The organism is Bacillus sp. RC240 (assembly GCF_044907945.1).
Lineage (GTDB): Bacteria > Bacillota > Bacilli > Bacillales > Bacillaceae_G > Bacillus_A > Bacillus_A mycoides.
The window spans coordinates 383,528-406,790 of record NZ_JBIYCT010000002.1; the positions used below are offsets into that span (position 1 = coordinate 383,528).

The following is a 23,263-nucleotide window of genomic DNA, read 5'->3' on the forward strand; positions in this document are numbered from 1 at the left end:
GAAATTACAGTGTATCTTTTATATTAGATAAAACGCCGTTAATAAAACGACGAGATTCCTCATCCCCAAATGTTTTTGCGATTTCAATTGCTTCGTTAATTGTTACATTGTGCGGAATTTCTTCCATGTATTTCATCTCACACACAGCTACACGTAAAATACTGCGATCAACAATACTAATACGCTCAAGCTTCCACTTTTTTAAATTTTGACGAATTGCTGCGTCAATCTCTTCTTTGTTGTCTACAAATCCTACAACAAGTGATTCTAGAAACTCATTTGTTTCTTCGCCTTCATCTAGCGTATTTTCCACCGCTACTTTCGGTTCTAATTCACCTGTAATATCCATTTGGTATAATGCTTGCATTGCTCTTTCTCTAGCCGTCCTACGTTTCATTGTAACTCTCCTTTATACTTCAAGTCTTTCCTTATGTTTTGTTATATTATTATAATTTATAAGCCGTCAATTCACTTACTCTTGCAGTTTTCATTGATTTTCCAACCTTATAATACAATGATAATAACACAATTTATCGTTTCACACACGGGGTACAAGGCTGAAAAATAATAAAAAGATTAACTTCAAGTTCCATATCTTATCACAATGTACGTTTTTTGGAAAAATGAAACATACCGTTTTATTTTTCTTTTTTTTTGAAATAGTATAATAATTAGAGGGTTTTAATTTGTGAAGAAATGAAACGATAAAAAAGATGCCTATTTTACTAGGCACCTTTTTCCACTCTTACACTGGTTCGATTTCTGTTTTTTGTGTTTCGAATGTTACGCCAACGATGTGAACGTTCACTTCTTTTGGCTCAAGTCCTGTCATTGTAAAGAGTGCTTGGCGAATATTGTCTTGAATTTTTTGTGCAACAACCGGAATCGCTACACCAAAATACATCACAACATAAAGGTCAACAATAATATCTTCGTTTGCTAATTCAACCTTTACACCTTTACCATGATTTTTCTTACCTAACTTCTCAACAACATCTGTAGCAAAATTACCACGCATTGCCGCTACACCTTCTACTTCAGCAGCTGCAATACCTGCAATTACTTCGATTACTTCTGGTGCAATTTCTACTTTTCCAAGAGTTGTATCTTGACCCATATCTAACATATGTTCAGCCATGAAAAAAACCTCCTTTAATGTATCACTGCGTCACAAGTTCATGCTCTTCCAAAAATTTCGTGTTAAACTCACCTTTTACAAAATCAGGATGCTCTAGCAATTGCAAATGGAACGGGATTGTTGTATGTACGCCTTCAATGACAAACTCACTGAGCGCTCGCTTCATTTTTGCAATTGCCTCTTCACGTGTTTTTCCGTGAACAATTAATTTAGCAACCATCGAATCATAGAAAGGTGGTATTGAATATCCCGGATATACAGCTGAATCGACGCGAATACCAAATCCGCCTGGTGGTAAGTACATTTCTACTTTACCTGGAGATGGCATAAATTTTTTGGCAGGGTTTTCCGCATTAATTCGACATTCCATTGCCCAACCATTAAATTGTACTTCTTCTTGCTGTAACGATAACTTTTCTCCAGAAGCAACAAGAATTTGTTCTTTAATTAAATCCATCCCTGTTACCATTTCAGTAACTGGATGTTCAACTTGGATTCTCGTATTCATCTCCATGAAATAAAAGCTTTTCGTTTTATATTCATAAATAAACTCAACCGTACCAGCACCTGTATAATCAACCGCTACCGCCGCTTTAACTGCTGCGTCACCCATTTGCTTGCGAATATTCTCATCAAGTGCAGGTGATGGACTTTCTTCTAATAGTTTTTGCAGACGGCGCTGAATTGTACAATCACGCTCTCCTAAATGAATGGCATTTCCATGTGTATCTGCCATTATTTGAATCTCAACATGGCGGAAATCTTCAACGTACTTCTCCAAGTATACACCAGGGTTCCCAAAAGCGGTACTGGCTTCTTGCTGTGTAATTTGAATTCCTTTTACAAGCTCTTCTTCATGGCGCGCAACACGAATACCTTTTCCGCCGCCACCTGCAGTCGCTTTAATGATAACTGGATATCCAAGTTGATTAGCAAGCTCGATCGCTTCTTCGGTATTTTTAATAATCCCTTGTGAACCTGGTACAATCGGAACCCCTGCTTCTTTCATTGTATCACGTGCAACGTCTTTTGTGCCCATCTTTGAAATGGCTTCTGGGCTTGGACCGATAAAAATCAAGTTACACTCACGGCATAATTCTGCAAAATCTGCATTCTCTGCTAAAAATCCATATCCCGGATGAATTGCATCACAACCTGTTAATTTCGCAACACTAATAATGTTCGTCAAATTTAAATAGCTTTCTTTTGAAATCGTTGGTCCAACACAATACGCTTCATCTGCAATTTGCACATGAAGTGACTCTTTGTCTGCTTCTGAATAAATTGCAACTGTTTCAATATCCATTTCTTTACAAGCACGAATAATTCGTACAGCAATTTCCCCACGATTGGCTATTAATACTTTTTTTATCATCACAAAGACTCCCTTATTACGCTTTTACAAGAAATAGCGGTTGTCCATACTCAACAAGCTGTCCGTTATTAACAAGAATTTCAACAATTTCGCCCTCTACATCTGCGTCAATTTCGTTAAATAATTTCATAGCTTCAACAATACATACGATAGAATCTTTCGATACTCTGTCCCCAACACTTACATATTGAGGTGTATCAGGCGAAGAAGAGGAATAAAATGTCCCTACCATCGGTGATGTGATTTTATGTAGGTTTTCATCTTGAACAACTTTCTTCTCTTCTTGTTTTTGCACTTCTACTTGCGCTGCCGCTACTGTTGTTTCTACTTCAACAGATGCTGCTGGTTGTACTACCTGTTTCGTTACCGGTGCTTGCACAGCAACAACTTCATTACCACGTTTTTTCATTTTGATTGCTGTACCGTCTTTTTTGTATTCAAATTCATCAATATTAGAGCTATCAATTAATTTAATTAATTCACGAACTTCTTGAATTTTAAACATGTAAAATCCACTCCCATACTCTTGTTTGTCCCGTTTTTACAGATTGGCATCAAACTGATTTACTGTAAAAATACGATGTATTCTATTAGAAAATTTATTCCTATGACATTTACTAATAGAAATATTTACTATTCCCATCTTACGCTAAATTTTTTAAACATTCCAATTTATATTTCTTTATTATAAATCGAAACTCCTGTAAAAATATTATTCCACCAAAAAATTATTACCTAGTAATAATACCAAGTTTCACACAAAATTGGCAAGACCACTTCCTAAAAAACATTCTTTACTTTTTCAAAACTGCAAAGTGTAAAAACGTAATTCCCTCAGAATTCTTCATTTTATCTACGGTAAAAAAACATATTTTTACCAAATATTATTTTTTTGTTTACGCGCCGTTCATTCTTCCTTCATAAAAGAATAGTATGTTCAAAGTGTAGCAAATTTATTGTAGTGAGGTGCGGACATATGATATGGCTCATCCTGTTCTTGCCTGCCGTAGTGATTTGGACATTGGTCCTCTTCATTCACGTCAAATCTGGAAAAACTAATCACCATCATCACGAACCATTAATCTTTTACTCACAGCGTATTTCCCCGTTTCCAATTGAAAATACTAAATACAACTGCAAAGATGAAATAGAAAAAAGCTATCGAAAACGATAGCTTTTTTCTATTATTCTTTTATCTAATTTGAAGCAGCAACACCTATTATAATTTCAATTTATTTTACTGATGGATCAAATTTCACACCTACATCTTTTGGACCACCTTCACTTCTTACAAGCTGAATAATTTTATTCGCTTCTTTTTGTGAATGCTTTGCCGATTTAACTGTTACTTTAATGTCCGTTCCATCAGCTCTTACAAGAGCATCTTTATATCCACCTTGAGATTTAATCACTGTCTCAAGTAATTGTTGCTTCGTTTCCATCGTAGTGATGGCATCAAGATTATCTTTCGCTTTACTCTTTTCTTCTGCTGAAGATTTTGATGACTTCATTACATTTTGTAACTTTTCTTTCTCTACACTACGCTGATCTTCCATTTGCATACGTAGCGCTGTAAAATTCTCATCGCTTGATTGAACTGTTACGCTAGCCTCTTTTTTACTTGTTTCTTTTTTGTCATTCTCTTTTTTGTCATTCTCTTTTTTGTCTGTTTCTTTATTTGTAGTTTCCTTGCTTGTATTTTCTTTTGTTGTCTCTTTATTTGTAGTTTCTTTCGTTGTTTCTTTTGTAACTGCTTTATCAACACCTTGCTTTTCTTGTCCCATCTTTTCACCCGTTGCCGGTGCTGCTGTATTCATTTTATCAGGAGTTGTTACGTAATAAACAGATAGTACAACCACTAAACTTAACATCGTTAATAGCCAAACCGTTTGTTTTTTTAACACTTTATTTCCTCCCTATCAATTTTTCGGTGATACTGAAACGCGATGAGCTGGTACATCTAATAATCGCGTCACAGCTTCTTTTACCATTGCTTTTATTTGTATATTATCCACTCCCTTTGCTACGACCAGAACACCTCGTACTTTCGGTTTCTCTGTTCGCAAAACAATTGGAGTTTCTTTATCACCTTCACGTATAATGACTGTCTTTTCATCAAGAGACTCGTCTTCTACTTCCCTTTTCCCGCCTGCTTTATCAGTTTCACCTGTCGTTTGTGAACGTTTTACTGTATTTTTCTCGAGTATTTTTTCTTCAGATGAATCTAAGTTCACTTTAATAGTTACATCTTTTACTCCGGCTATCTCTTCTAAAGAAGTTTTCAATTCTTGTTCATACGCTTTTTCGTATTTTTCTACATTTGACATATTATCATTGTTTTTTTGACCGAAAGTTGGTACATCTTTATCTTGGCTTTGACTTGTCTTTTCTTTAAACACAGGCACTTCTTCTTTTTTAGGTGATAAGAAATTACTAGAAAACATAAGCGCAATCCCAAGTATGAGTAGGACAAGCAAAAACTTAGGTGTTACCTTTTTCCCCTTCTCATTACTTTCTTTTCCATCCCCATTTAATAGGTTTCGAAAAAATGAGAACCTCGAATTTTTATCTTTATTGTCCATTTACGCTACCTGTCCTCCCTTCCATCTGAACTTGGATTTGTTTATCCTCTAGTTGCCACCTGCTTGAAAAGAAATCTTTCATTTCTACATTCGTTTCTTCTATTTTTTTTGGAGGTTCTTTCATATTAATTTCAATGGGCTTTACTGTTTCGATTGCATCATTTTTACTACGTTCTTTTTCTTTCAACGTCACAACAACAGATTGAATATCTTTCGCTGACTTTACTTCTTCTGCATGTTCCACTGCGACTATTTGTATTTCAGAGACTGTCATACCATACTTTTTCTCAAACTCTTTTCCTACGTCTTTTTTCATTTTGGTAGCCATCTCTTCTAAACTATATGCACGTGTTAGAGCTTGTATTTCTTTTTTCTTCGAATCTATCGAATTTTTTACAGATCCATCTGCTACGTACTTTTCTTCATTGAAATTTGCGATAACTTCATTTACATCTGTTTGTAACAACTTAAATAGAGGCGTTAAAATTAATACGACTAACAATAGACTTACAACGAATTTAACGTACTTTTGCAAATTTGAATTTGGAAGAATAAGATGAAGCATTGTCGCTAAGAGTAAAAAAACGATAATATTTCTAATCCACTCTGTAACAAATTGCATACTCTTCACCTCCTACCGCATCATGAGAGTAATGTTCCCGGCAGCAATAATAATTGTGATACTTAAAAAGAACATAAATGATACGATAGCTAAGCAAGCAAATACGTAAATGATACTTCGTCCAATGATATCTAAACATTGAATAATTGCTCCTCCGCCTACTGGTTGCAATACTGCTGCTGCGAATTTATAAATAAACGCGATACAAAAAATTTGAATCGCTGGGAAAGCGACAATTAAGCATAAAATAACGAGCCCGATAATTCCTACTGTGTTTTTTAATAATCCAGATGCACTAATAACAGTATCCGCCGCCTCAGTAAACATCCTTCCTACTACAGGAATGAAGTTTCCTGTTACAAATTTAGCCGTTTTCACAGCTATACCATCAGCAACGGCTGACGCTGTTCCCTGTACAGATAATACGCCTAAAAAAACCGTCAAAAAGATACCAATAATCCCAACACTAACGTTTTGCAAAAGCTTGGACAATTTCGTAACTTTATATTGATCACTCATCGTGCTTACAATACTTAATATAGTTGCAAGTAATAAAAGTGGTAGAACGATATAGTTCATAAGAAGCCCACTCGTATTCATTAAGAAAATGATGATTGGATGAAAAAATGATACAGAAACAACACCGCCGCCTGTTGCTACGAGTGCAAGTAAAATTGGTAATAACGCTAGTATAAAATCTACCATTGTTTGTATCGTCTCTCTTGCATATGTCATAACGACATAAAAACTATTTAAAGCGAAAATAATAAGTACCATGTATACGACTGCATCAGCGATTTTACTCACGCTACTCTTTGAAAAAGCAGATTGTAACGATTGCAACAATGCACTGAAAATCGTGAGCATAATGAGCGTTCCAAGTAACTTTCCATTTGCAACAAGCTCATGAAATAAATATTTTAGTAGACCTATCATCCACTCTTTTATGGAGAACTCTTTTTCTCCCTTTACAAACTCCATAAAGCTTCCTTTTTGACTCTCTGGTAAATAGCCTCCATACTTTGTAACAAGCCCGTCCCAAAATTGCTTCACATCTTCAATTCCGAGCTTATCCAATTGTTGATCAACGACGTTTGTTTCTATAGGAGAAGCTTGTACAACAATCGGTAAAGAAAAGAAAAGGAAGCAAGCAAATAATAGCTTAGCTCCAAACTTCCTCAACATTCACTCCCCCTTATCCCGTAGGTAAAAAACCGAGAATTGTTTCAATTACAACCGTCAAAATAGGAATTGCCATGACGAGAATTAAGATTTTCCCAGCTAATTCAATTTTCGAAGCGATTGCACCTTGACCAGCATCCTTTGTAATTTGCGCACCAAACTCAGCGATATAAGCAATCCCTATAATTTTCAATAACGTTTCTACATATACGTTGCTAACCTTCGCTTCACTCGCCACTCTCTCAATCATTTGTAAAATAGAATGAATTTGATCGATTAAGAGAAGAAACATCATGCTACCAATGAACACAATAAATAACGATGTAATACTAGACTTATGCTGATTTAAAACAGCAGCTAAAAATGTAGCAACGAGGCCTAATCCGACAATTTGTATAATTTCGATTCGAACCGCCTCCTTTACTGGAAGAGAAAGACACTTTTAATCTTGTCGAATAGAGTATTAATTAAAAATGCAACATGAAACAAAATAACGACAAAACCGACAAGGATAACCCAATTTGCAATATCCTCTCGCTTTAATTCTTTTAGTACAGTATGAATGAAAGCTAAAACAATGCCGATTCCGGCGATTTGAAATATTAATCCAACATCAATGGACATCGCCTTTCTCCCCCCTATAGCAGTAAAATTACGATAAGTAGCCCTGCTAGTACCCCTAAACTCTTTATCATTTTTTCATATTGTAGTTGTAATGCTTTCGCTTCTCCTTCTTCTCTCTCCAAATGTGTAATACATAAGCGAATATGTTTTTGCTGTGATTCACGATCATGTTGTCCAAGTGTTTCACCAAATTGTTGTAAGATTTCATACTCGGTTTGTTTAAACGCCGTTAACGTCCAGTTCTCCTTCAAACTATCAATCCAAGCTTCTCTAACTGTTTGCTCCCCGTCCTCTAGCCGTTTCGAAAAGCTTTGAAATATCCAATTTAACGGCTTCGGCATTTGTTTGACTAAACGCTCTGCAGCCTCAGATAACGGCGTGTGTCCATACATAATTTCAGCTTCTAATGATTGCAATGCTGCCTTCAATAACCTAAGTTGCCGCGGTCTCTCACTGTACCTTTTAGCGTATGAAAATCCGAAAAAAGTGCTAACAGCAACTATTAATACCGCACCAAATATTTTCACCATACGCCTTGAGCCTTTCTATGAGGTAATACTGATTTTCCATATTTATCTTTCACTTGCATAACCGTTCCTGGCCCTCTCGCTTTTGACAATTCCACAAACCGATCAAATACACCAAGTTCCAGCACCGCCTGTAACGATGGACGTTTCACAACATCATCATAAGAAAATCCATGTGCACTTATAAAAAGCTGAACGCCGGCATGCACCGCCTCCATAATTGCTTCACTATCTTCTTTACGTCCAATTTCATCTACGATTAATATGTCTGGGCTCATAGAACGGATCATCATCATCATTCCTTCAGCTTTTGGACAAGCGTCTAATACATCTACTCGCGTGCCAAAGTCATATTGCGGGATTCCTTTCACACAGCCCGCAATTTCTGATCGTTCATCAACAATTCCCACTTTACATGAAGGGATTTTCGAAGCACTTACACCTTGACTCATACAGCGTGCTACATCTCTTAAAAGTGTTGTTTTCCCCGTTTGCGGTGGCCCAATTACCATCGTGTTTAACCATCGCGATTCATAAAGATATGGCAGAAGCGGCTCAGCAATCCCTATTTTTTGACGGGCAATACGAATATTAAAAGAAGAGACATCCCGAATCATTTTCACTGCACTTTTTTCTGTAATGACTTTTCCTGCTAGGCCAATTCTATGTCCTCCTCGTAGTGTCGCATATCCACGTTTCAATTCCTCTTCCATCGTATAAATTGAGAATTGACTTAATTTATTCAATAAATGGATTGCATCTTCCGCTGTAGCGATATAGTCATAGAAAAACACTTCTCCATGTGCGATACACTCTAGTGGCCTTCCAATTCGAACGCGAATTTCCTCTAGAGTATCGTATTGCTTACAACCTTCAACTAACTGTTTCATCGTTTTCGGTAAAACTTCTAATACTTCTTTCATAAGCTTCTCCCCACTATACTCGACTTACTATTTCAACAACGCGATAAAAATGCAGCCAATTCCAAGTGCTAGAAAAAAGAGTTTCAAGAAAGAAATCTCACTTGCTACACTCGCTATGCCAATTGTCATTGTTAAAATTAATACGGTCGGTCCAACAAACGCCAACATACCATTTATAAACAATGCTTTCTTCGCATCATTCACGTAAAGCATAAGCAAAGCGGCGAATATTTCCGCGCTTCCTGAAAACAACCGAAGTAACCCCATAACAAGCACGGATGTTTCCATTGCCGCTAGCCACTGTTTCATTCTCCCACCTTCTCCCATAACAGTTACTACTTCCTTATTCTGAAAAAGAATATATTTGTACAACCATATGCAGAGGTTGTCTATTTCAGAAGTAAAAACATAATTTTTCTCTATCGACTTAATAGAAAGCTGAATATTCTAATTATTTTATGGTATATTTAATAGAAAAGGAGCATAGATGATGAAGCAAGTTACTTTATTACCACTCGATTTACGATATGCAAATGTGCTTTTTGAGCTATCAAGCAATCCACATGTAAAAAATGCATTAGGGCTAAAAGTAGAATCAGTGGAAGATACAAAAACATTCATTCTTTTTGCAATTGAAGAGGAACGAAAAAAGCACTCCTTATCAAGAGTGATTGTAAGTGAGGAAAATGAAATAATTGGCCTCACGACACTTAAACATATTAATTACGAACAAAAGCACTCACATATTGGAAGTTGGCTCGGCTATCAATATTGGGGAAGAGGATATAACGAATCTGCTAAAAAAGAGATCTTTAAAATCGCTTTTTTAGACTTGCAACTTACATACGTATTTGCCGGTGCTAAAACGAATAACATTCGCTCTTTAAAAGCACAAGAGAAACTACCTTACATTTCATTACATGTGGAAAAACAATTTCCAGACATACACGCTGCTTTGGAGAAAGAAGTAAAATCACCTTGCGTACTGCATGTTGTATCATGCGAAAAATTTTCAAATTGGTTGGAAGTACAAAATGAGGGGGGAAAATATGAAAGGATTGAAAATTAGTTTAACAATTGTAGTAGAATTAGCTATTATTTATCTTTTTTCAAAAATGGTCGGCTGGTCATTTATGGAGAGCTTTTTCCTTGGCAGTCTAGCAATATTTGCAATTACGTGGTTAATTATTATGAGTACCTTTAGAAATAACAATATGGATCATGCAACGAATAAAACTTTTACCGGTATTGAAACTGGTGAAATACGCCCGTTTCAAATTGTTTTGACTCCATATATTATGGGTACCCTTTCACTCGTCACAGTTAGTTTTGCTATAACTGCAATTTACTATCTGCCCTATTTCCTATAAAAAAAGCACTCGTGATAATCACGAGTGCTTTTCTACTATGCACGAGAAACGTATTTACCTTCACCAGTGTTGATGATAAGCATTTCGCCTTCGTTAATGAAGATTGGTACTTGTACAACAAGACCAGTTTCTAATTTAGCTGGTTTTGTTACGTTAGAAGCTGTGTCACCTTTAATACCAGGCTCTGTTTCTGCAACTTTTAATTCAACTGTGTTCGGAAGTTCAACACCAAGTATTTCATCTTGGTATGTCATAATAGATACTCCCATGTTTTCTTTTAAGAATTTTAATTCGCGCTCGATTTGGTTTTCACCAAGTTCGATTTGCTCATAAGTTTCGTTATCCATAAATACGTGAGACTCACCGCTCGCGTATAAGTATTGCATACGACGGTTTTCGATGTGTGCTTTTTCTACTTTTTCACCTGCACGGAATGTTTTCTCTTGAACAGATCCTGTGCGAAGGTTACGTAGTTTAGAGCGAACGAATGCAGCACCTTTACCTGGCTTTACGTGTTGGAAATCCATTACTTGCCAAAGGGCATTGTCCACTGAAATTGTTAAACCTGTACGAAAATCGTTTACTGAAATCATGTAAAAAAATCCTCCTGTGTATTACAAAATAATAAGTTCTTTTGGTGATTTCGTTATTACTTCATTACCTTCACTTGTTACAATGATATCATCTTCAATACGTACCCCGCCAACACCTGGAATATAAATACCTGGTTCTACTGTTACAGCCATACCTGGTTCAAGTACTGTATCAGAACGGAACGCTAAACCTGGTGCTTCATGGATTTCAAGACCGATTCCATGACCAGTAGAGTGTCCGAAGTATTCACCATATCCTTTTTCCGTTATGTAATCACGCGTTAATGCATCAGCCTCACGACCCGTTAAACCAGCTTTAATACCGTTCACACCACGTAGTTGTGCTTCTAAAACAATATTATAAATTTCTTTTAATTTATCAGATGGTTCACCGACTGCAATCGTACGAGTAATATCAGAGCAATATCCTTTGTAATAAGCGCCGAAGTCTAATGTAACGAAATCTCCTTTTTCTATCACTTTTTCAGATGCCACGCCGTGCGGTAATGCCGAACGAAGACCTGAAGCAACGATAATATCAAACGAAGAAGATGTTGCTCCTTGTTTTCTCATGAAAAATTCAAGTTCATTTGACACTTCAATTTCAGATACTCCCGGGCGAATGAATGATAGAATATGCTCAAAGGCAGCATCTGCAATCTGTGCAGCTTCCTTTAATATCTTAATCTCTGAATCAGTCTTTATCAAGCGTAACTTTTCTACAAGCCCAGAAGTTGGGATGAATTCAGCTTCGATCGCTTCATTATGCGTTACGTAAGAGCTATATGTAAGAGTATCTTGCTCAAATCCTAGCTTTTGAATTCCAAGTTCTTTAACTTGTTTCGCAACTTCATCAAGAATTAATCCTGCATGCTGCACTATTTCGTATCCAACCGCTTGCTTACTAGCTTGCTCTACATAACGGAAATCTGTAATAAATAGAGCACGCTCTTTTGAAATTAGTACAACACCAGCTGTTCCTGTGAAATTCGCCATATATCTACGGCTATGTTCATTCGTTAATACGATACCGTCAATACCAGCCTCATCAAACGCACTTCTTAATCTCTCGATCTTTTCCATTACTTTATGCCTCCCTCAATTTCTCCATTAATGCAAATAACGCTAACTTATAGCCATAAAAACCAAATCCAACAATTTGTCCCGCACAAACAGCCGCCGTCACAGATTCGTGACGGAACGATTCACGCTGGTGAATGTTAGAAATATGTACTTCAATAACAGGAATCGAAATGCTCGCAATTGCATCTCGAATCGCATAGCTATAATGCGTAAATGCTCCAGGATTTAAAATGATCCCTTCATATATATCTTCAGCCTCATGAAGACGATCGATAATAGCACCTTCATGATTCGATTGGAAACATTCTAACTCCACTCCCATTTTCTCTGCTTCGTGTTTCATATCTGTTTCAAGCGTCGCTAACGTTCCTTTTCCGTATACATTTACTTCCCTAACGCCAAGGCGATTTAGGTTAGGACCATTTACGAGGAGTAACTTTTTCATTTTCTTAAAACTCCTTAATATTAAAAAATGTCTATACGACATTTTAACATAGGAATCACTTATTTGAATAGTTTGTCTTCTCGACCCCTTCTCCTCTATTTGTATTATTCGATTCGAATGCTACAGAATACGAAATAAAAACACCATATAATATAAAGATACATATTGTCGTTACAATTGTTTCTTTCGGTAAATGGAGTGCACTTTTAATAACAGGTGCCATTAGCCCCATCCCCAAAAATAATAATGCCCACCAAAACAAACCGTATAGTACGCCAGGGAATACTCCTTCAAACTTTTTAAAAAGGGCTTTATAGAGAAATGCCACTAAAATTGAAAGAAGTCCCATACAAACGATACCTAGTACATTTCCCCAAACCCCTTCTTTCCAATCTCCAAATGCAAACGGTAAAAGTAAATAGTTAGGTCCAGCTTCTGTAAATGAGAATATATGAAGGAAATACCATATACCTCCCCAAAATAAGCCACCAAATAAACCAATTTGTACAAAGTTTCTTATTGTTGATTGTTCTTGATTCACATTGACACCTCCGCTCACTAGTATGCCCGAAACTATTTTGAGGCATGTTTAAATCCTGCAAAATTTGTCTATAAAAAGAATAAGAAATGTCCGACTCTCGTAACATTTTCCCTTGTCATCTGCCTGTATTTGTCGATAAAATAAAGGAAACTCGGTGATTGTCTTATTTCAAGATGACAAAACCAAGTATGACAATTGCCTCTTTTTCTACATAAGAGAGAAACAAATACAGGTTGGTGTTAACATGGCAGAAGAGTCAAAACAAATATATGGCGGGCAGGCAGTCATAGAAGGAGTTATGTTTGGCGGTAGAGAATATACTGTTACAGCGGTTCGTCGTAAAGATAAATCGATTGAATTTTATCGTTTACCACGCGTTCGTAATAAAGCATTATCTCTACTAAAGAAAATTCCATTTTTACGAGGTATTGCCGCTATTGTGGATGCAAGTGCGAATGGAGCGAAACATTTAAACTTTGCTTCAGAACGATTTGATGTCCACCCAGAAGAAGATGAACAACTTGCAAATAAAAAAGAAGAACAATCAAAATTAACGATGGTATTAGGAGTTGCAGCAGTTGGCGTTTTATCGTTCATATTCGGTAAAGTAATTTTCACAGCAGTTCCTGCACTTTTAGCTGAATTAACGAGACCGATTTTCCCATCTCATACAGGGCAAATCATTGTCGAAAGTGTCATTAAGCTCATGCTATTATTGAGCTATATATACTTCATTTCTTTAACCCCACTTATTAAGCGGGTATTTCAGTACCACGGTGCGGAACATAAAGTAATCAATGCTTACGAGAATAACCTTCCACTGACTGTAGAAAATGTTCAAAAGCAAACTCGCCTCCATTATCGCTGTGGCAGTAGCTTTATAATATTTACAGTCATTATTGGAATGTTTGTTTATTTCCTAGTTCCTACAGATCCACTTTGGGCAAGGGTAGTAAACAGAATTTTATTAATTCCAGTTGTTCTCGGCATTTCTTTTGAAGTATTACAATTTACCAATCGATTACGAGATGTCCCTGTTTTGCGAGTACTTGGATATCCAGGATTATGGCTGCAACTATTAACAACGAAAGAACCAACAGATGATCAAGCGGAAGTTGCAATCGCATCGTTTGAAGAATTATTACGTTTAGAAAACAAACAATAATTATTTAAAAATGGTGTTCAACTCCTTTCCTCATCGTTAATATACTAATTTTAATATATGTTTTTAGGAGGTGTCCCTTATGAACGGTCGTTCGTTTACATTCGCTATATTTGTGCTTATTATCGGATTAGCAATATTCGGCCTTGTTTCATCTGTTATTACAAATCCAATGGAAGTATTGAAAAACATTGGTATCATGTTAGCTGTCGTCGGTATCTTTTACTTACTCTACAAAATGTTTACAAACTCTAGTGGTTCTGCAAATTCGCAAAGCTCATATAAGCGTGCAGCGAAACAATCGAACCGCAAACACGGGAAACAAAATGTAGCACCCCTAAGTAATTCTTTCTTGAAACGAAATGCTTCTGATGACAAGGGGAAAAAGGGTAATTCTCCATCGTTGAAAAGAAAAAGAAAACAATCTCATTTAACTGTCATTGAAGGTAAAAAAAACAAAAAGAAAGACCGTGCTTCCTTTTAGGAAATACGGTCTTTTTTATCTCAATTAGTATGGGCAAATAATCAGTGGGGATGAGAAAAGCCCCGACTGATTAAAGTTTCACTTTATATGTTGAAGTACTTCTTTCAAACTTTTATCTTTCATACTTTCGATACGAAGGTGATGGTTTTCAAATTGTAAATTTCTTGTCACATCATTAGGTACGACGACACATTTTAATCCTGCTGCCACCGCTGCTTTCAATCCATTTAATGAATCTTCAAATACAACAGCTTCTGATGGTTCAATTCCTAATTCTTCTATCGCAACTTTATAAAGAGCTGGATCTGGTTTTACCTTCTCTACATCTTCTCGCGTTTTAATCACTTCAAAATAATCTCTAATTTGTAGCTCTTCTAAAAAACGAACGACCCACTCCCTAGATGAACTAGAGGCTAATGCGATTTTCAATCCAAGTTCTTTCGCTTCTTCTAAATATTCTTTTACCCCGTCACGTGCTTTCGGTATTTTCATTTTTTCTTTATGTAAAGTTGTTACTTTTTCCTTTAATGTATGCTCATTAAACTTTTCTTTTAATTGCTCTTTTAAATATGCATAAAGCACTTCATCTGTCGTTCCAATACATTTCGCAAATTCCTCTAAAGGTAACTCGCTGCCGTATTCACGAACAGCATCTCTGAAAGAGTGAAACCATATTGTTTCTGTGTCCACAATTAATCCATCAAAATCAAAAATAATCGCTTTCATGATTCTCCCGTCCTTTTCGATTGAAATAAAAAAGGAAACGCCACACGTTCCCCTTAATTACTTTTCTCTTCATTTGCTTTTTGAACACCACGAAGTGTTTCTACTCGAACTTCATCTTGTTCAAAGTATTGTACTAAATCACCGATACGGTCAATTGATTCCCAACTTAAATGATGTTCAATTCCTTCTACATCATTATAAATTTTGCTTTCATCCACACCGATAATGCGCATAAACTGTTCTAACAATTCATGACGATATACGAGACGTTCTCCGATTTTTTTACCTTTTGATGTTAATACAAGCCCTCTATATTTTTCATAAATTAGATATTCGTCTTTGTCTAATTTTTGTACCATTTTTGTTACAGAGGATGGATGTACACTAAGCGCTTCAGCAATATCAGATACACGGGCATAACCCTTTTCATCAATCAACAAATAAATTTGTTCAATATAATCTTCCATACTAGGGGTAGGCATCGGTTTCCTCCATCCAATTTCATTTTGCTTATTCCGTACGAAGCAATCAATAAAATGATACACCAGAAAGAATAACGTGACAAGGTGGAAACGAGCCTAAATATATAAAACAAAAAAAGAATCCAGATTTCCCTTATGTAAAATATTGAATTTCTGCATCGGGAAAATACTCATATATATAACCTCGTATTGTTTCTTCCAATACTTCTGCATCATCCTTTTGATATACATATTTCCCAATACCGTATCGTCCCCATTTATATTTCCGCTTCTCTTCATCCATTTCAAGTTTCGTATTCGGATAACGTTCTTGAATGACTTTTTTGGCTGGTTTCGTAAAACGATGTTGAATTAATTCGAACGTTAAATTTGGTATCGTCATGTCTTTTAACTCATTGTACAATCGTTCAAACAATTCACGGTACCCTTCTTCCCACCCTTCATGCATATAAATTGGCGCAACAATAAAGCCAAGAGGATAATTAGCCCCCGCTACTTTACGAGCAGCCTCAATTCGCTCTTCAAATGGCGATGTCCCTGGTTCAAAATTTTTAATCACATAACGTGAATTAATACTAAATCGAAAACGCGTTTTCCCATTATGCTTTGCATCTAATAAATGATCAACATGCGAATATTTCGTAACGAAACGTAAACGTCCATGTTCACTTTCTCCGATAAACTCTATCGCCCGCTTTAATGCATGTGTCAAATGATCAATTCCAACGATGTCTGATGTACACGCCGCTTCAAATCTTGTTATTTCAGGGGCCCTTTCATCCATATATTGCTTTGCCTTCTCAAATATTTCATCTAGATTCACATACACCCTTACGTAAGGTTTGCTCCCAAGTGTCGTTTGCAAATAACAATAATGACAATGCCCCATACATCCTGTTGCAAGCGGGATTGCATATTCAGCTGAAGGTTTTGATGTATCGAACTTTAACGTCTTCCTCACCCCAACGACAAGTGTTGCTTTTGCATTACGATACTTTTGCAATTCATTTTCCCCTGGAAAATTTCTAATTTGATTATGTGATGTCGTTTCACGAATTTCTAATCCCATCTTCGTAAACTTCTCATAAAGCTCTTTTCCAAGCGGATATTCGAGTGCCCTCGGTTCAAAGTAAACGAGTTTTGGCATAAATGGTTTCATGTGCTTCCCTCCTCTCGTTAGTATGGGAAGCACATGAAAATTAACACAGATTAAAGTTTTCCACTTCAGTAACTTGCTTTGCAAGTTACTGACTGTTATAATTTGGATAACAGCTACCTTGCAAGGCAAGTTACCTGGATAAAAGGTGGTGAAATCATGCACAGCCAAATGTTAAAAGGTGTACTAGAAGGTTGCATTCTATATATCATTTCACAAGAAGAAGTGTACGGATATGAACTAAGTACAAAATTAAATAATCACGGCTTTACATTCGTAAGTGAAGGAAGCATCTATCCTTTATTGTTACGCATGCAAAAAGAGAAACTTATTGAAGGTACATTAAAGGCTTCCTCTCTTGGACCGAAGCGAAAATATTATCACGTAACTGATAAGGGATTAGAACAACTTGAAGAATTTAAAAAAAGTTGGGGAATGGTTTCAACGACGGTAAACAACTTATTACAGGGGGAGTGATGGGGATGAAGGCGAAAGATTTAATCGAATTAAATAATCAAAAGCGTAAATTATTAAATGCAGAAAACGAAACCACCTATAGTGACATGTTAATATACATCCGCCTAGCTAAAGTGCCAGAGTACCAAGCAGAAGAACTGCTAATTGAAATTCTTGATCACCTTATTGAAGCTCAACAAAAAGAAAAAAGTGCTTATGATATTTTTGGTGACGACTTACAGGCGTACTGTGACGAGCTAATTGCTGCTCTACCGAAGCCAAGTTTATGGGAACAATTATCGATTCCTTTATTTATAACTAGTTATCTGTTAGCAATATACTTTGCTATTTCTTCCGTAATTGCATTGGTATTTCCCTTATTTTCAAATGAAGCACGTTTTAAATTTGTACACATTGATTTCATTTATCTGCTCGTATTTATCTTGTCCGTACATCTTATGATACGTTTTGTTTTCGATTTTATTAACACTGATTTATTTAAAAACACAACAACTATTTGGAGGCATATAGGAAGTTTTTTAATACGCCATAGCCTATGGATACTATTAATTGGTATTTCCTTTTTATTTATAAAAAAGCCCTATACTACTCTGCAAATTTCACCTTGGATTGGCGCTTTACTTGCCATCTCTTGCTATGCACTATATAAACTTTTCTTCAAAAAAGAATACTTAGAATTTAAAAAGGAGTAACGAGGTTATGACCGAAAAAGAAATGGTTAAGTTAAACAATGAAAAAAGAAAATTATTAACACCTGAAAACGAAGCTGCTTATGGTGATATGCTTATTTATCTACGCTTTACTAGCGTTCCGCAAAAGCAAATGGAAGAATTGCTTTTAGAAATATTGGATCATCTTTTAGAAGCGCAAGAAGATGGTAAAAATGCACATGATATTTTCGGAGAAGATTTAAAAGCTTACTGCGACGAATTGATTAACTCTTCAGAGCATCAAAATTCTTTCCAACAAGCTACCGTTATTGGATTTGCAGTTAGTTTATTATTAGCTATTCAAATTGGATACGATACATTTACTACTCTTATGCAAAAACTATTTACAGATACAAACACTTCAGAAATTCCACTTAGTATTCCTGGAACAATATTATCTGCTATCGTTTTAACAATCGGTGCTTTCATAACTTTTTCGTTATTTAGACGTTTTTCTTTTACAATACTGGTTTCCTGGAAACAAAAAGCACTCCTCTTATTATCAGTGTTTATACCTTTTATCTTATCAGTTTTTTCAAACGTATTTTTTAAAACACAACCATACTTATTTTATAATTTGTCTATTTGGCAAGGTGCTCTTGTTACACTTTCTTTTTATATTCTGTACAAATTTTTATATAAAACATCTAAATTTTAACAGCCTTTCAAACGGCTGTTTTTCTTCTGTCTAATTTTACAAATTGAAAAATTTCATAAAGAAAATAAGAAAAATGCAAAATAATTAAAGTTAATTGTTGACGTGATGCTTTTATTATCGGTATCATAAATCTTCGTGAGCAATTATTTTTCGTTATACGATTTTTTTATTATTATTGAATTTTTGAGAGGAGAAATTTGATGTCAGTTAAGAAGAAAACGCAAGTACGCACCGGCAAAATGGTACGTGAACTAATGTTAGCAGACGAAGATGTAAATGCTTCGCTAATTATGGTATATAGTGAAAACGGTGTAAACGCAGAAATTAAAATCGAGGGCTTAACGCCAAAATGTAACGAAGAATTATTTTTGAGCGGAAACGTGGATTGGAACAAGAGTGTTATTTATAAAATTGTTGATTTCACTGGGAACGCTGAGGTTGGTAAAGTTACATTAACAGCGATGAACAAAAATAATGTTTCTCTAGAAGTTGAACGCGTTATGTGGAGCAAAGAAAATAAAGAAGCTGCTGAGCAAGAAGAAACAGTTGTAGAAGCTACTCCGAAAAAAGAAGTAGTTGTAGAAGCTCCAAAAGCAGTTACACCTGCTCCAAAGCCTATTACGCGAGTAGAAACACCTGCTGCACCTAAACCTACTCCGGTACCAACGCCGAAGTCAGTAAGTGTTGAAGCAGCTATAGAACTATCTACTCCAGCACCTGTGAAAAAAGCAGTACCTACTCCAGTTACAAAGCAAGAGACAGCACCGGTTACTCCTACAAAACCGAAGCAACCTGCTTTGACTGAAACAAATACAAAACTACAAGAAAATTATGTTAAACTTGTGAAAAAGACAATTGAAGTTTGTCAAGATTACGAGCTTGGCATCGACATAGATGATTCTATTGAAGGATTAAAAAAAGAACTACAAAGCCAAGGTATTAGCGTTACATTCGACAAAGAAATTATGGACGTTGTAAATCGCCTTCGTTCTTTACAAGATAAAGGAATCAAAGTAGAAAAAGTACTTAATTTACTATAAAAATAAGGAGATGGCGGTCGCCATCTCCTTATTTTTTATAATTCCATTCATTACTTTCATACTTCTCTTTTGCTAAAGTTTGAACTTCATGAAGCTGTTCTTCTGTTAGTTCATACGGCACAAGCTCTATATCTAAACCTTTTTCAAATCCAGTTTCAAACGCTTTAATTAACTGTTCAATCGTAAATGTACGGTCTGTTAATTCATTAATCGCTACCGCTTTAGAAGAAAACATGTTTTTCATACGCTCTTTTACTCGCTCATTTTGGAATAAAAATAGGTCGTATAACTCATCTAAATCTATTTCTAACGGAATAGAACCGTGTTGTAAGATAACACCTTTTTGACGTGTTTGAGCACTACCCGCGATTTTTCTTCCTTCAACTACAATTTCATACCAAGATGGTGCATCAAAACATACTCCTGAACGCGGATTTTTTAAATTCTCACGATCCGCTTCTGTTTTCGGAACTGCATAATACGCTTCTAATCCTAATGCCTTAAAACCGTCCAATAAGCCTTGCGAAATAATTCGATATGCTTCTGTAACTGTTTTTGGCATATTCGGATGATCTTCAGACACAATAACACTGTACGTTAATTCTTTGTCATGTAGTACACCCCTGCCGCCTGTTTGACGACGAACAAATCCATATTTCTTTTCGTTAACTACATCCATATTTATATCTTTTTCAACACGCTGGAAATACCCGACTGTTAATGTTGGTACTTCCCATTCATAAAAACGAATTGTTGGTGACATTTTCTTTGCACTTTGCCAATTTAATAAACATTCATCTAACGCCATATTAAATGCTGGTGAACATTGACCAGAGTTAATATAACACCATTTTTCTTTTCCCATCCTGCACCTCATATAACCAATTATTTTTCACATTCTCTAGTCTACCAAATTCGACAAAATTTGTGAAAGAATACGAAATTTCTTCTTATATACAAATGAATCTGTTGCATAAATACATATGGGCATTATAATATTGAAAGTAGGATAAGAAAAAAGGGAGCGATAGAATCGTGTCAACAAACTTGATTATTATACTAGCCGCAATTGCAGCATTCATCGGCTACACTGTATGGATGTATTTCTATCAGAAAAAATTAATTAAAACACTTTCAGAAGATGAATTTCGCGCTGGCTACCGTAAAGCACAGCTTATCGATATTCGCGAAGCGGATGAATTTAACGCGGGACATATTTTAGGTGCGCGTAACATTCCATTATCACAAATTCGCCTTCGCCACAAAGAACTCCGCCAAGATCAACCGGTTTATTTATATTGCCAAAGCGGATTCCGTACAGGTCGTGCAGCTCAATACTTAAAAAAACAAGGCTACACAGATTTCTACCAATTAAAAGGTGGATTTAAATCTTGGTCAGGAAAAATTAAAAAGAAATAATATACAAAAAACTAGCTGCACGATACAGCTAGTTTTTTCATTCCATATTGTTCGCAATGTACAGCAGATTTTGTTTAATCACATCTTCAACTTTCTCATCTACATTACGATATAATAGCTGATATTCAATCCCCTTCTCTTTCCATATAAGCGTAGCAAATTCGTCCCCTCGCTCGTAATCATCCTTATTTTTAAAATAAGCAGGTGCTCCATTATTCAATTTCATTTGTTCTTGAAATCGATTCTCTTCTACGAGGTATGGAAAACTGTAAGAAAAGTTGGCCACTGTTAATTCTATATAATCGTGCCTTCCTTTCTCTTGTTGCTTATATTTAATCGTTAAGACAGCATTCTTCTTTCCCATCGTTCTTACCTCTCCCTTCACATCACTCGTGATGTCATAAGGTAAAAACGTTGGAACTTTAAACTTTGCCGGAAAATATTTTGGAAGTTCCTTTAGGGGAATCGGATCAGTAACACGGTCCTTAGCCCCTCCTGTTGTTCCTACAAATGTTTTTTCTTCTTGCATCGTTTGCTGAAATGAACATGAGCTAAGTATTACACTAGAAAACACGAAACAAATGATTCCTTTTTTCAATTTGTTTCCGCCCTTTCATACCGTTCTCTTAACGAGTGAAGCGTTTATACTCTCTACTATTCGCTTCGTTATCAAACGCCTCCTCCGAAAACTTTCCACGTTATTCTCACACATTTTGACAAAAATTCTTTGCAGACATACAAAAAAGACCCCACTATTCTTACGCCCAAATAAAAAGGTTACGCGAACAACAGAAGTCATGCTTATAACATAGATTGTGAAAAGCTTTTCAGGTCAAGATTTTTTTCATTCTTATTATTTTCCCCTTATAATTAAGGAAAGAGGTGATACATATGGCCAATATAAAACAAATTGCAAAAACTGCTGGTGTATCTATATCAACTGTTTCTCGTGTCCTTAATAATCATCCTTACGTAAAAGAGGAAAAACGTAAGCGTGTTTTAGATGCAGTTGAAGAATTGAACTATGCAAAAAATATAAATGCTATCCATTTAATAAAGGGTAAAACATATACAATTGGCGTTATGCTACCTTTTATTAATCTTCCGTACTTTAGCACGATCATTGAAGGAATCGGAAACGAAGCGTTAGCAGCTGGATATCATATTAATTTATGCCAAACGAATTACGATAGTATTGAAGAAATTCGCGTTCTTGAAATGATGAAAATGAAGCAATTTGACGGGATGATTATTTGCTCTCGCACGAGTTCATGGGAACAAATTGAACCGTTCGCAAAATTTGCCCCTATTATTTCATGTGAAAAAATGAAACATCCCCTCATTTCATCTGTCTATGTAGATCATTACGAAGGATTCCGCCTTGGTACTTCCTATTTACTCAGTAAAGGTCATGAAAAAATCGGCATTTGTTTAGCAAGAAAAACAAGTGCTAATTCAATCGATCGTGAAAAAGCTTTCGCCGATACTCTTCATCAAGAAGGAAAAACAGTGCACCCTGATTGGGTTTTTCATCAATGTTATACGATGCAGGACGGGGCAAAAATACTTCATCGTATTTTAAACATAAAAAATCGTCCAACCGCTATTTTCACAGCGAACGATCAAGTAGCTGCTGGTTTATTAACAGAGGCAAAAAAACATGGCATTCGCATACCTGAAGACCTCGCTATCCTGGGATTTGATAACCATGAAATTTCAAAAGCATTAGAAATTACAACTATTGAGCATCCCGGGCTCACAATGGGATCACGTGCTTTTTCTTTATTTCATAAACAGATACAAAACGAACACATTATTGGAAACTCAGAAGAACTTTCATTCCATTTAATTGAGCGAAAAACAGTCTAGAAAAGAGTGCCAACCATAGCACTCTTTTTTCAGTTCTTCACCTATTGACTTTATATTTTTTATCTCATATAATGA

Annotated in this window: 33 protein-coding genes; 11 read left to right on the top strand and 22 right to left on the bottom strand. The window is 35.9% G+C overall.

Features of this window, described 5'->3' with window-relative positions; translation table 11 throughout:
• Positions 1-4: 4 nt before the first annotated feature.
• The 4 genes from nusB to accB all read right to left on the bottom strand — a co-directional run bounded on the left by nusB (position 5) and on the right by accB (position 3,018).
• Complete coding sequence (gene nusB / locus ABH955_RS09910) at positions 5-397, bottom strand: N utilization substance protein NusB (RefSeq protein ID WP_002067080.1); 393 nt, start codon at positions 395-397, stop codon at positions 5-7.
• 348 nt (positions 398-745) lie between these two features.
• Positions 746-1,138, bottom strand: a complete 393-nt coding sequence (locus tag ABH955_RS09915; RefSeq protein ID WP_000807630.1) for an Asp23/Gls24 family envelope stress response protein — start codon at positions 1,136-1,138, stop codon at positions 746-748.
• A gap of 22 nt (positions 1,139-1,160) precedes the next feature.
• Entirely contained in the window at positions 1,161-2,513 is a 1,353-nt protein-coding gene (gene accC / locus ABH955_RS09920) for an acetyl-CoA carboxylase biotin carboxylase subunit (RefSeq protein ID WP_002067079.1), read from the bottom strand.
• Between the two features lie 16 nt (positions 2,514-2,529).
• A complete protein-coding gene (gene accB / locus ABH955_RS09925; RefSeq protein WP_002067078.1) occupies positions 2,530-3,018 on the bottom strand; it encodes an acetyl-CoA carboxylase biotin carboxyl carrier protein in 489 nt (162 codons plus the stop codon).
• Positions 3,019-3,489: 471 nt separating this feature from the next.
• Here accB and ABH955_RS09930 point away from each other — a divergent pair, with 471 nt between their 5' ends.
• Positions 3,490-3,687 (top strand): hypothetical protein, encoded by a 198-nt coding sequence (locus tag ABH955_RS09930; RefSeq protein WP_012261697.1) that lies wholly within the window; start codon positions 3,490-3,492, stop codon positions 3,685-3,687.
• A gap of 58 nt (positions 3,688-3,745) precedes the next feature.
• On the opposite strand, the gene ABH955_RS09935 is transcribed toward ABH955_RS09930, so the two are convergent.
• Genes ABH955_RS09935 through ABH955_RS09975 form a run of 9 tightly spaced genes read right to left on the bottom strand, consistent with a single transcriptional unit; the run spans position 3,746 to position 9,282 of the window.
• The gene (locus ABH955_RS09935) at positions 3,746-4,417 is read right to left on the bottom strand and encodes a SpoIIIAH-like family protein (protein ID WP_404491080.1); all 672 of its coding nucleotides are present in this window, start codon (positions 4,415-4,417) and stop codon (positions 3,746-3,748) included.
• A gap of 15 nt (positions 4,418-4,432) precedes the next feature.
• Complete coding sequence (gene spoIIIAG, locus ABH955_RS09940) at positions 4,433-5,095, bottom strand: stage III sporulation protein AG (RefSeq protein WP_404445313.1); 663 nt, start codon at positions 5,093-5,095, stop codon at positions 4,433-4,435.
• Positions 5,085-5,717, bottom strand: coding sequence for a stage III sporulation protein AF (spoIIIAF, locus tag ABH955_RS09945; RefSeq protein WP_002015059.1), 633 nt, complete (start codon positions 5,715-5,717; stop codon positions 5,085-5,087). The genes spoIIIAG and spoIIIAF overlap by 11 nt, the downstream gene beginning before the upstream one ends.
• A gap of 12 nt (positions 5,718-5,729) precedes the next feature.
• Entirely contained in the window at positions 5,730-6,902 is a 1,173-nt protein-coding gene (gene spoIIIAE, locus ABH955_RS09950) for a stage III sporulation protein AE (RefSeq protein ID WP_002067101.1), read from the bottom strand.
• Between the two features lie 10 nt (positions 6,903-6,912).
• A complete protein-coding gene (gene spoIIIAD, locus ABH955_RS09955) occupies positions 6,913-7,296 on the bottom strand; it encodes a stage III sporulation protein AD (RefSeq protein WP_078172833.1) in 384 nt (127 codons plus the stop codon).
• Between the two features lie 23 nt (positions 7,297-7,319).
• Positions 7,320-7,523 (bottom strand): stage III sporulation protein AC, encoded by a 204-nt coding sequence (spoIIIAC, locus tag ABH955_RS09960; RefSeq protein WP_000020914.1) that lies wholly within the window; start codon positions 7,521-7,523, stop codon positions 7,320-7,322.
• Between the two features lie 14 nt (positions 7,524-7,537).
• A complete protein-coding gene (gene spoIIIAB, locus ABH955_RS09965) occupies positions 7,538-8,053 on the bottom strand; it encodes a stage III sporulation protein SpoIIIAB (protein WP_002088574.1) in 516 nt (171 codons plus the stop codon).
• Positions 8,047-8,973 (bottom strand): stage III sporulation protein AA, encoded by a 927-nt coding sequence (spoIIIAA, locus tag ABH955_RS09970; RefSeq protein ID WP_404454005.1) that lies wholly within the window; start codon positions 8,971-8,973, stop codon positions 8,047-8,049. Before spoIIIAA ends, spoIIIAB begins: the two co-directional genes overlap by 7 nt.
• A 27-nt stretch (positions 8,974-9,000) precedes the next feature.
• Positions 9,001-9,282: a YqhV family protein gene (locus tag ABH955_RS09975; protein WP_000816054.1), complete on the bottom strand. Its 282-nt coding sequence runs from the start codon at positions 9,280-9,282 to the stop codon at positions 9,001-9,003.
• A gap of 178 nt (positions 9,283-9,460) precedes the next feature.
• Here ABH955_RS09975 and ABH955_RS09980 point away from each other — a divergent pair, with 178 nt between their 5' ends.
• Together ABH955_RS09980 and ABH955_RS09985 are read left to right on the top strand one after the other, a co-directional pair.
• A complete protein-coding gene (locus ABH955_RS09980; protein ID WP_404445327.1) occupies positions 9,461-10,042 on the top strand; it encodes a GNAT family N-acetyltransferase in 582 nt (193 codons plus the stop codon).
• Entirely contained in the window at positions 10,023-10,343 is a 321-nt protein-coding gene (locus ABH955_RS09985; protein ID WP_002129051.1) for a hypothetical protein, read from the top strand. The genes ABH955_RS09980 and ABH955_RS09985 overlap by 20 nt, the downstream gene beginning before the upstream one ends.
• Positions 10,344-10,378: 35 nt before the next feature.
• Here the strand turns inward: ABH955_RS09985 and efp are convergent, their stop codons facing one another.
• Genes efp through ABH955_RS10005 form a run of 4 tightly spaced genes read right to left on the bottom strand, consistent with a single transcriptional unit; the run spans position 10,379 to position 13,005 of the window.
• Complete coding sequence (gene efp / locus ABH955_RS09990) at positions 10,379-10,936, bottom strand: elongation factor P (protein ID WP_002129052.1); 558 nt, start codon at positions 10,934-10,936, stop codon at positions 10,379-10,381.
• A gap of 21 nt (positions 10,937-10,957) precedes the next feature.
• Positions 10,958-12,019 carry a Xaa-Pro dipeptidase gene (pepQ, locus tag ABH955_RS09995; RefSeq protein WP_002015050.1) on the bottom strand — a complete coding sequence of 354 codons (1,062 nt, stop codon included), beginning with the start codon at positions 12,017-12,019 and terminating at the stop codon, positions 10,958-10,960.
• Positions 12,020-12,023: 4 nt separating this feature from the next.
• The gene (aroQ, locus tag ABH955_RS10000) at positions 12,024-12,464 is read right to left on the bottom strand and encodes a type II 3-dehydroquinate dehydratase (RefSeq protein ID WP_002015049.1); all 441 of its coding nucleotides are present in this window, start codon (positions 12,462-12,464) and stop codon (positions 12,024-12,026) included.
• A gap of 55 nt (positions 12,465-12,519) precedes the next feature.
• A complete protein-coding gene (locus ABH955_RS10005) occupies positions 12,520-13,005 on the bottom strand; it encodes a YqhR family membrane protein (protein ID WP_002015048.1) in 486 nt (161 codons plus the stop codon).
• A 244-nt stretch (positions 13,006-13,249) separates the two neighbouring features.
• On the opposite strand from ABH955_RS10005, the gene ABH955_RS10010 reads away from it, so the two are divergent.
• Positions 13,250-14,170 (top strand): DUF1385 domain-containing protein, encoded by a 921-nt coding sequence (locus ABH955_RS10010; RefSeq protein WP_002015047.1) that lies wholly within the window; start codon positions 13,250-13,252, stop codon positions 14,168-14,170.
• A 79-nt stretch (positions 14,171-14,249) separates the two neighbouring features.
• Entirely contained in the window at positions 14,250-14,651 is a 402-nt protein-coding gene (locus ABH955_RS10015; RefSeq protein WP_002015046.1) for an SA1362 family protein, read from the top strand.
• A gap of 78 nt (positions 14,652-14,729) precedes the next feature.
• Here ABH955_RS10015 and ABH955_RS10020 read toward each other — a convergent pair whose 3' ends face one another.
• The 3 genes from ABH955_RS10020 to splB all read right to left on the bottom strand — a co-directional run bounded on the left by ABH955_RS10020 (position 14,730) and on the right by splB (position 17,018).
• Positions 14,730-15,377, bottom strand: a complete 648-nt coding sequence (locus ABH955_RS10020; RefSeq protein ID WP_050000317.1) for an HAD family hydrolase — start codon at positions 15,375-15,377, stop codon at positions 14,730-14,732.
• Positions 15,378-15,430: 53 nt separating this feature from the next.
• Positions 15,431-15,859, bottom strand: coding sequence for a transcriptional regulator MntR (gene mntR / locus ABH955_RS10025; RefSeq protein ID WP_001143080.1), 429 nt, complete (start codon positions 15,857-15,859; stop codon positions 15,431-15,433).
• 133 nt (positions 15,860-15,992) lie between these two features.
• Positions 15,993-17,018, bottom strand: coding sequence for a spore photoproduct lyase (splB, locus tag ABH955_RS10030; protein ID WP_002067092.1), 1,026 nt, complete (start codon positions 17,016-17,018; stop codon positions 15,993-15,995).
• A gap of 156 nt (positions 17,019-17,174) precedes the next feature.
• Here splB and ABH955_RS10035 point away from each other — a divergent pair, with 156 nt between their 5' ends.
• From ABH955_RS10035 to ABH955_RS10050, 4 genes are all read left to right on the top strand, one after another.
• Positions 17,175-17,492, top strand: coding sequence for a PadR family transcriptional regulator (locus ABH955_RS10035; RefSeq protein ID WP_372488344.1), 318 nt, complete (start codon positions 17,175-17,177; stop codon positions 17,490-17,492).
• Positions 17,493-17,497: 5 nt separating this feature from the next.
• Complete coding sequence (locus tag ABH955_RS10040; RefSeq protein ID WP_372488342.1) at positions 17,498-18,184, top strand: DUF1129 family protein; 687 nt, start codon at positions 17,498-17,500, stop codon at positions 18,182-18,184.
• Between the two features lie 7 nt (positions 18,185-18,191).
• Positions 18,192-18,860, top strand: a complete 669-nt coding sequence (locus ABH955_RS10045) for a DUF1048 domain-containing protein (protein WP_372488340.1) — start codon at positions 18,192-18,194, stop codon at positions 18,858-18,860.
• Between the two features lie 200 nt (positions 18,861-19,060).
• Positions 19,061-19,900, top strand: coding sequence for a hypothetical protein (locus ABH955_RS10050; RefSeq protein WP_002138306.1), 840 nt, complete (start codon positions 19,061-19,063; stop codon positions 19,898-19,900).
• A 28-nt stretch (positions 19,901-19,928) separates the two neighbouring features.
• On the opposite strand, the gene ABH955_RS10055 is transcribed toward ABH955_RS10050, so the two are convergent.
• A complete protein-coding gene (locus tag ABH955_RS10055; protein WP_269480969.1) occupies positions 19,929-20,765 on the bottom strand; it encodes a lipoate--protein ligase family protein in 837 nt (278 codons plus the stop codon).
• 170 nt (positions 20,766-20,935) lie between these two features.
• Between ABH955_RS10055 and ABH955_RS10060 the strand changes: the two genes are divergently transcribed.
• On the top strand, positions 20,936-21,319 hold the full coding sequence (locus ABH955_RS10060; RefSeq protein WP_002015038.1) for a rhodanese-like domain-containing protein: 384 nt from the start codon (positions 20,936-20,938) through the stop codon (positions 21,317-21,319).
• A gap of 37 nt (positions 21,320-21,356) precedes the next feature.
• On the opposite strand, the gene ABH955_RS10065 is transcribed toward ABH955_RS10060, so the two are convergent.
• Positions 21,357-21,893, bottom strand: a complete 537-nt coding sequence (locus ABH955_RS10065) for a DNA polymerase III subunit delta (RefSeq protein WP_404454368.1) — start codon at positions 21,891-21,893, stop codon at positions 21,357-21,359.
• Positions 21,894-22,210: 317 nt separating this feature from the next.
• On the opposite strand from ABH955_RS10065, the gene ABH955_RS10070 reads away from it, so the two are divergent.
• Positions 22,211-23,188, top strand: a complete 978-nt coding sequence (locus ABH955_RS10070; RefSeq protein WP_404491082.1) for a LacI family DNA-binding transcriptional regulator — start codon at positions 22,211-22,213, stop codon at positions 23,186-23,188.
• Positions 23,189-23,263 lie beyond the last annotated feature (75 nt).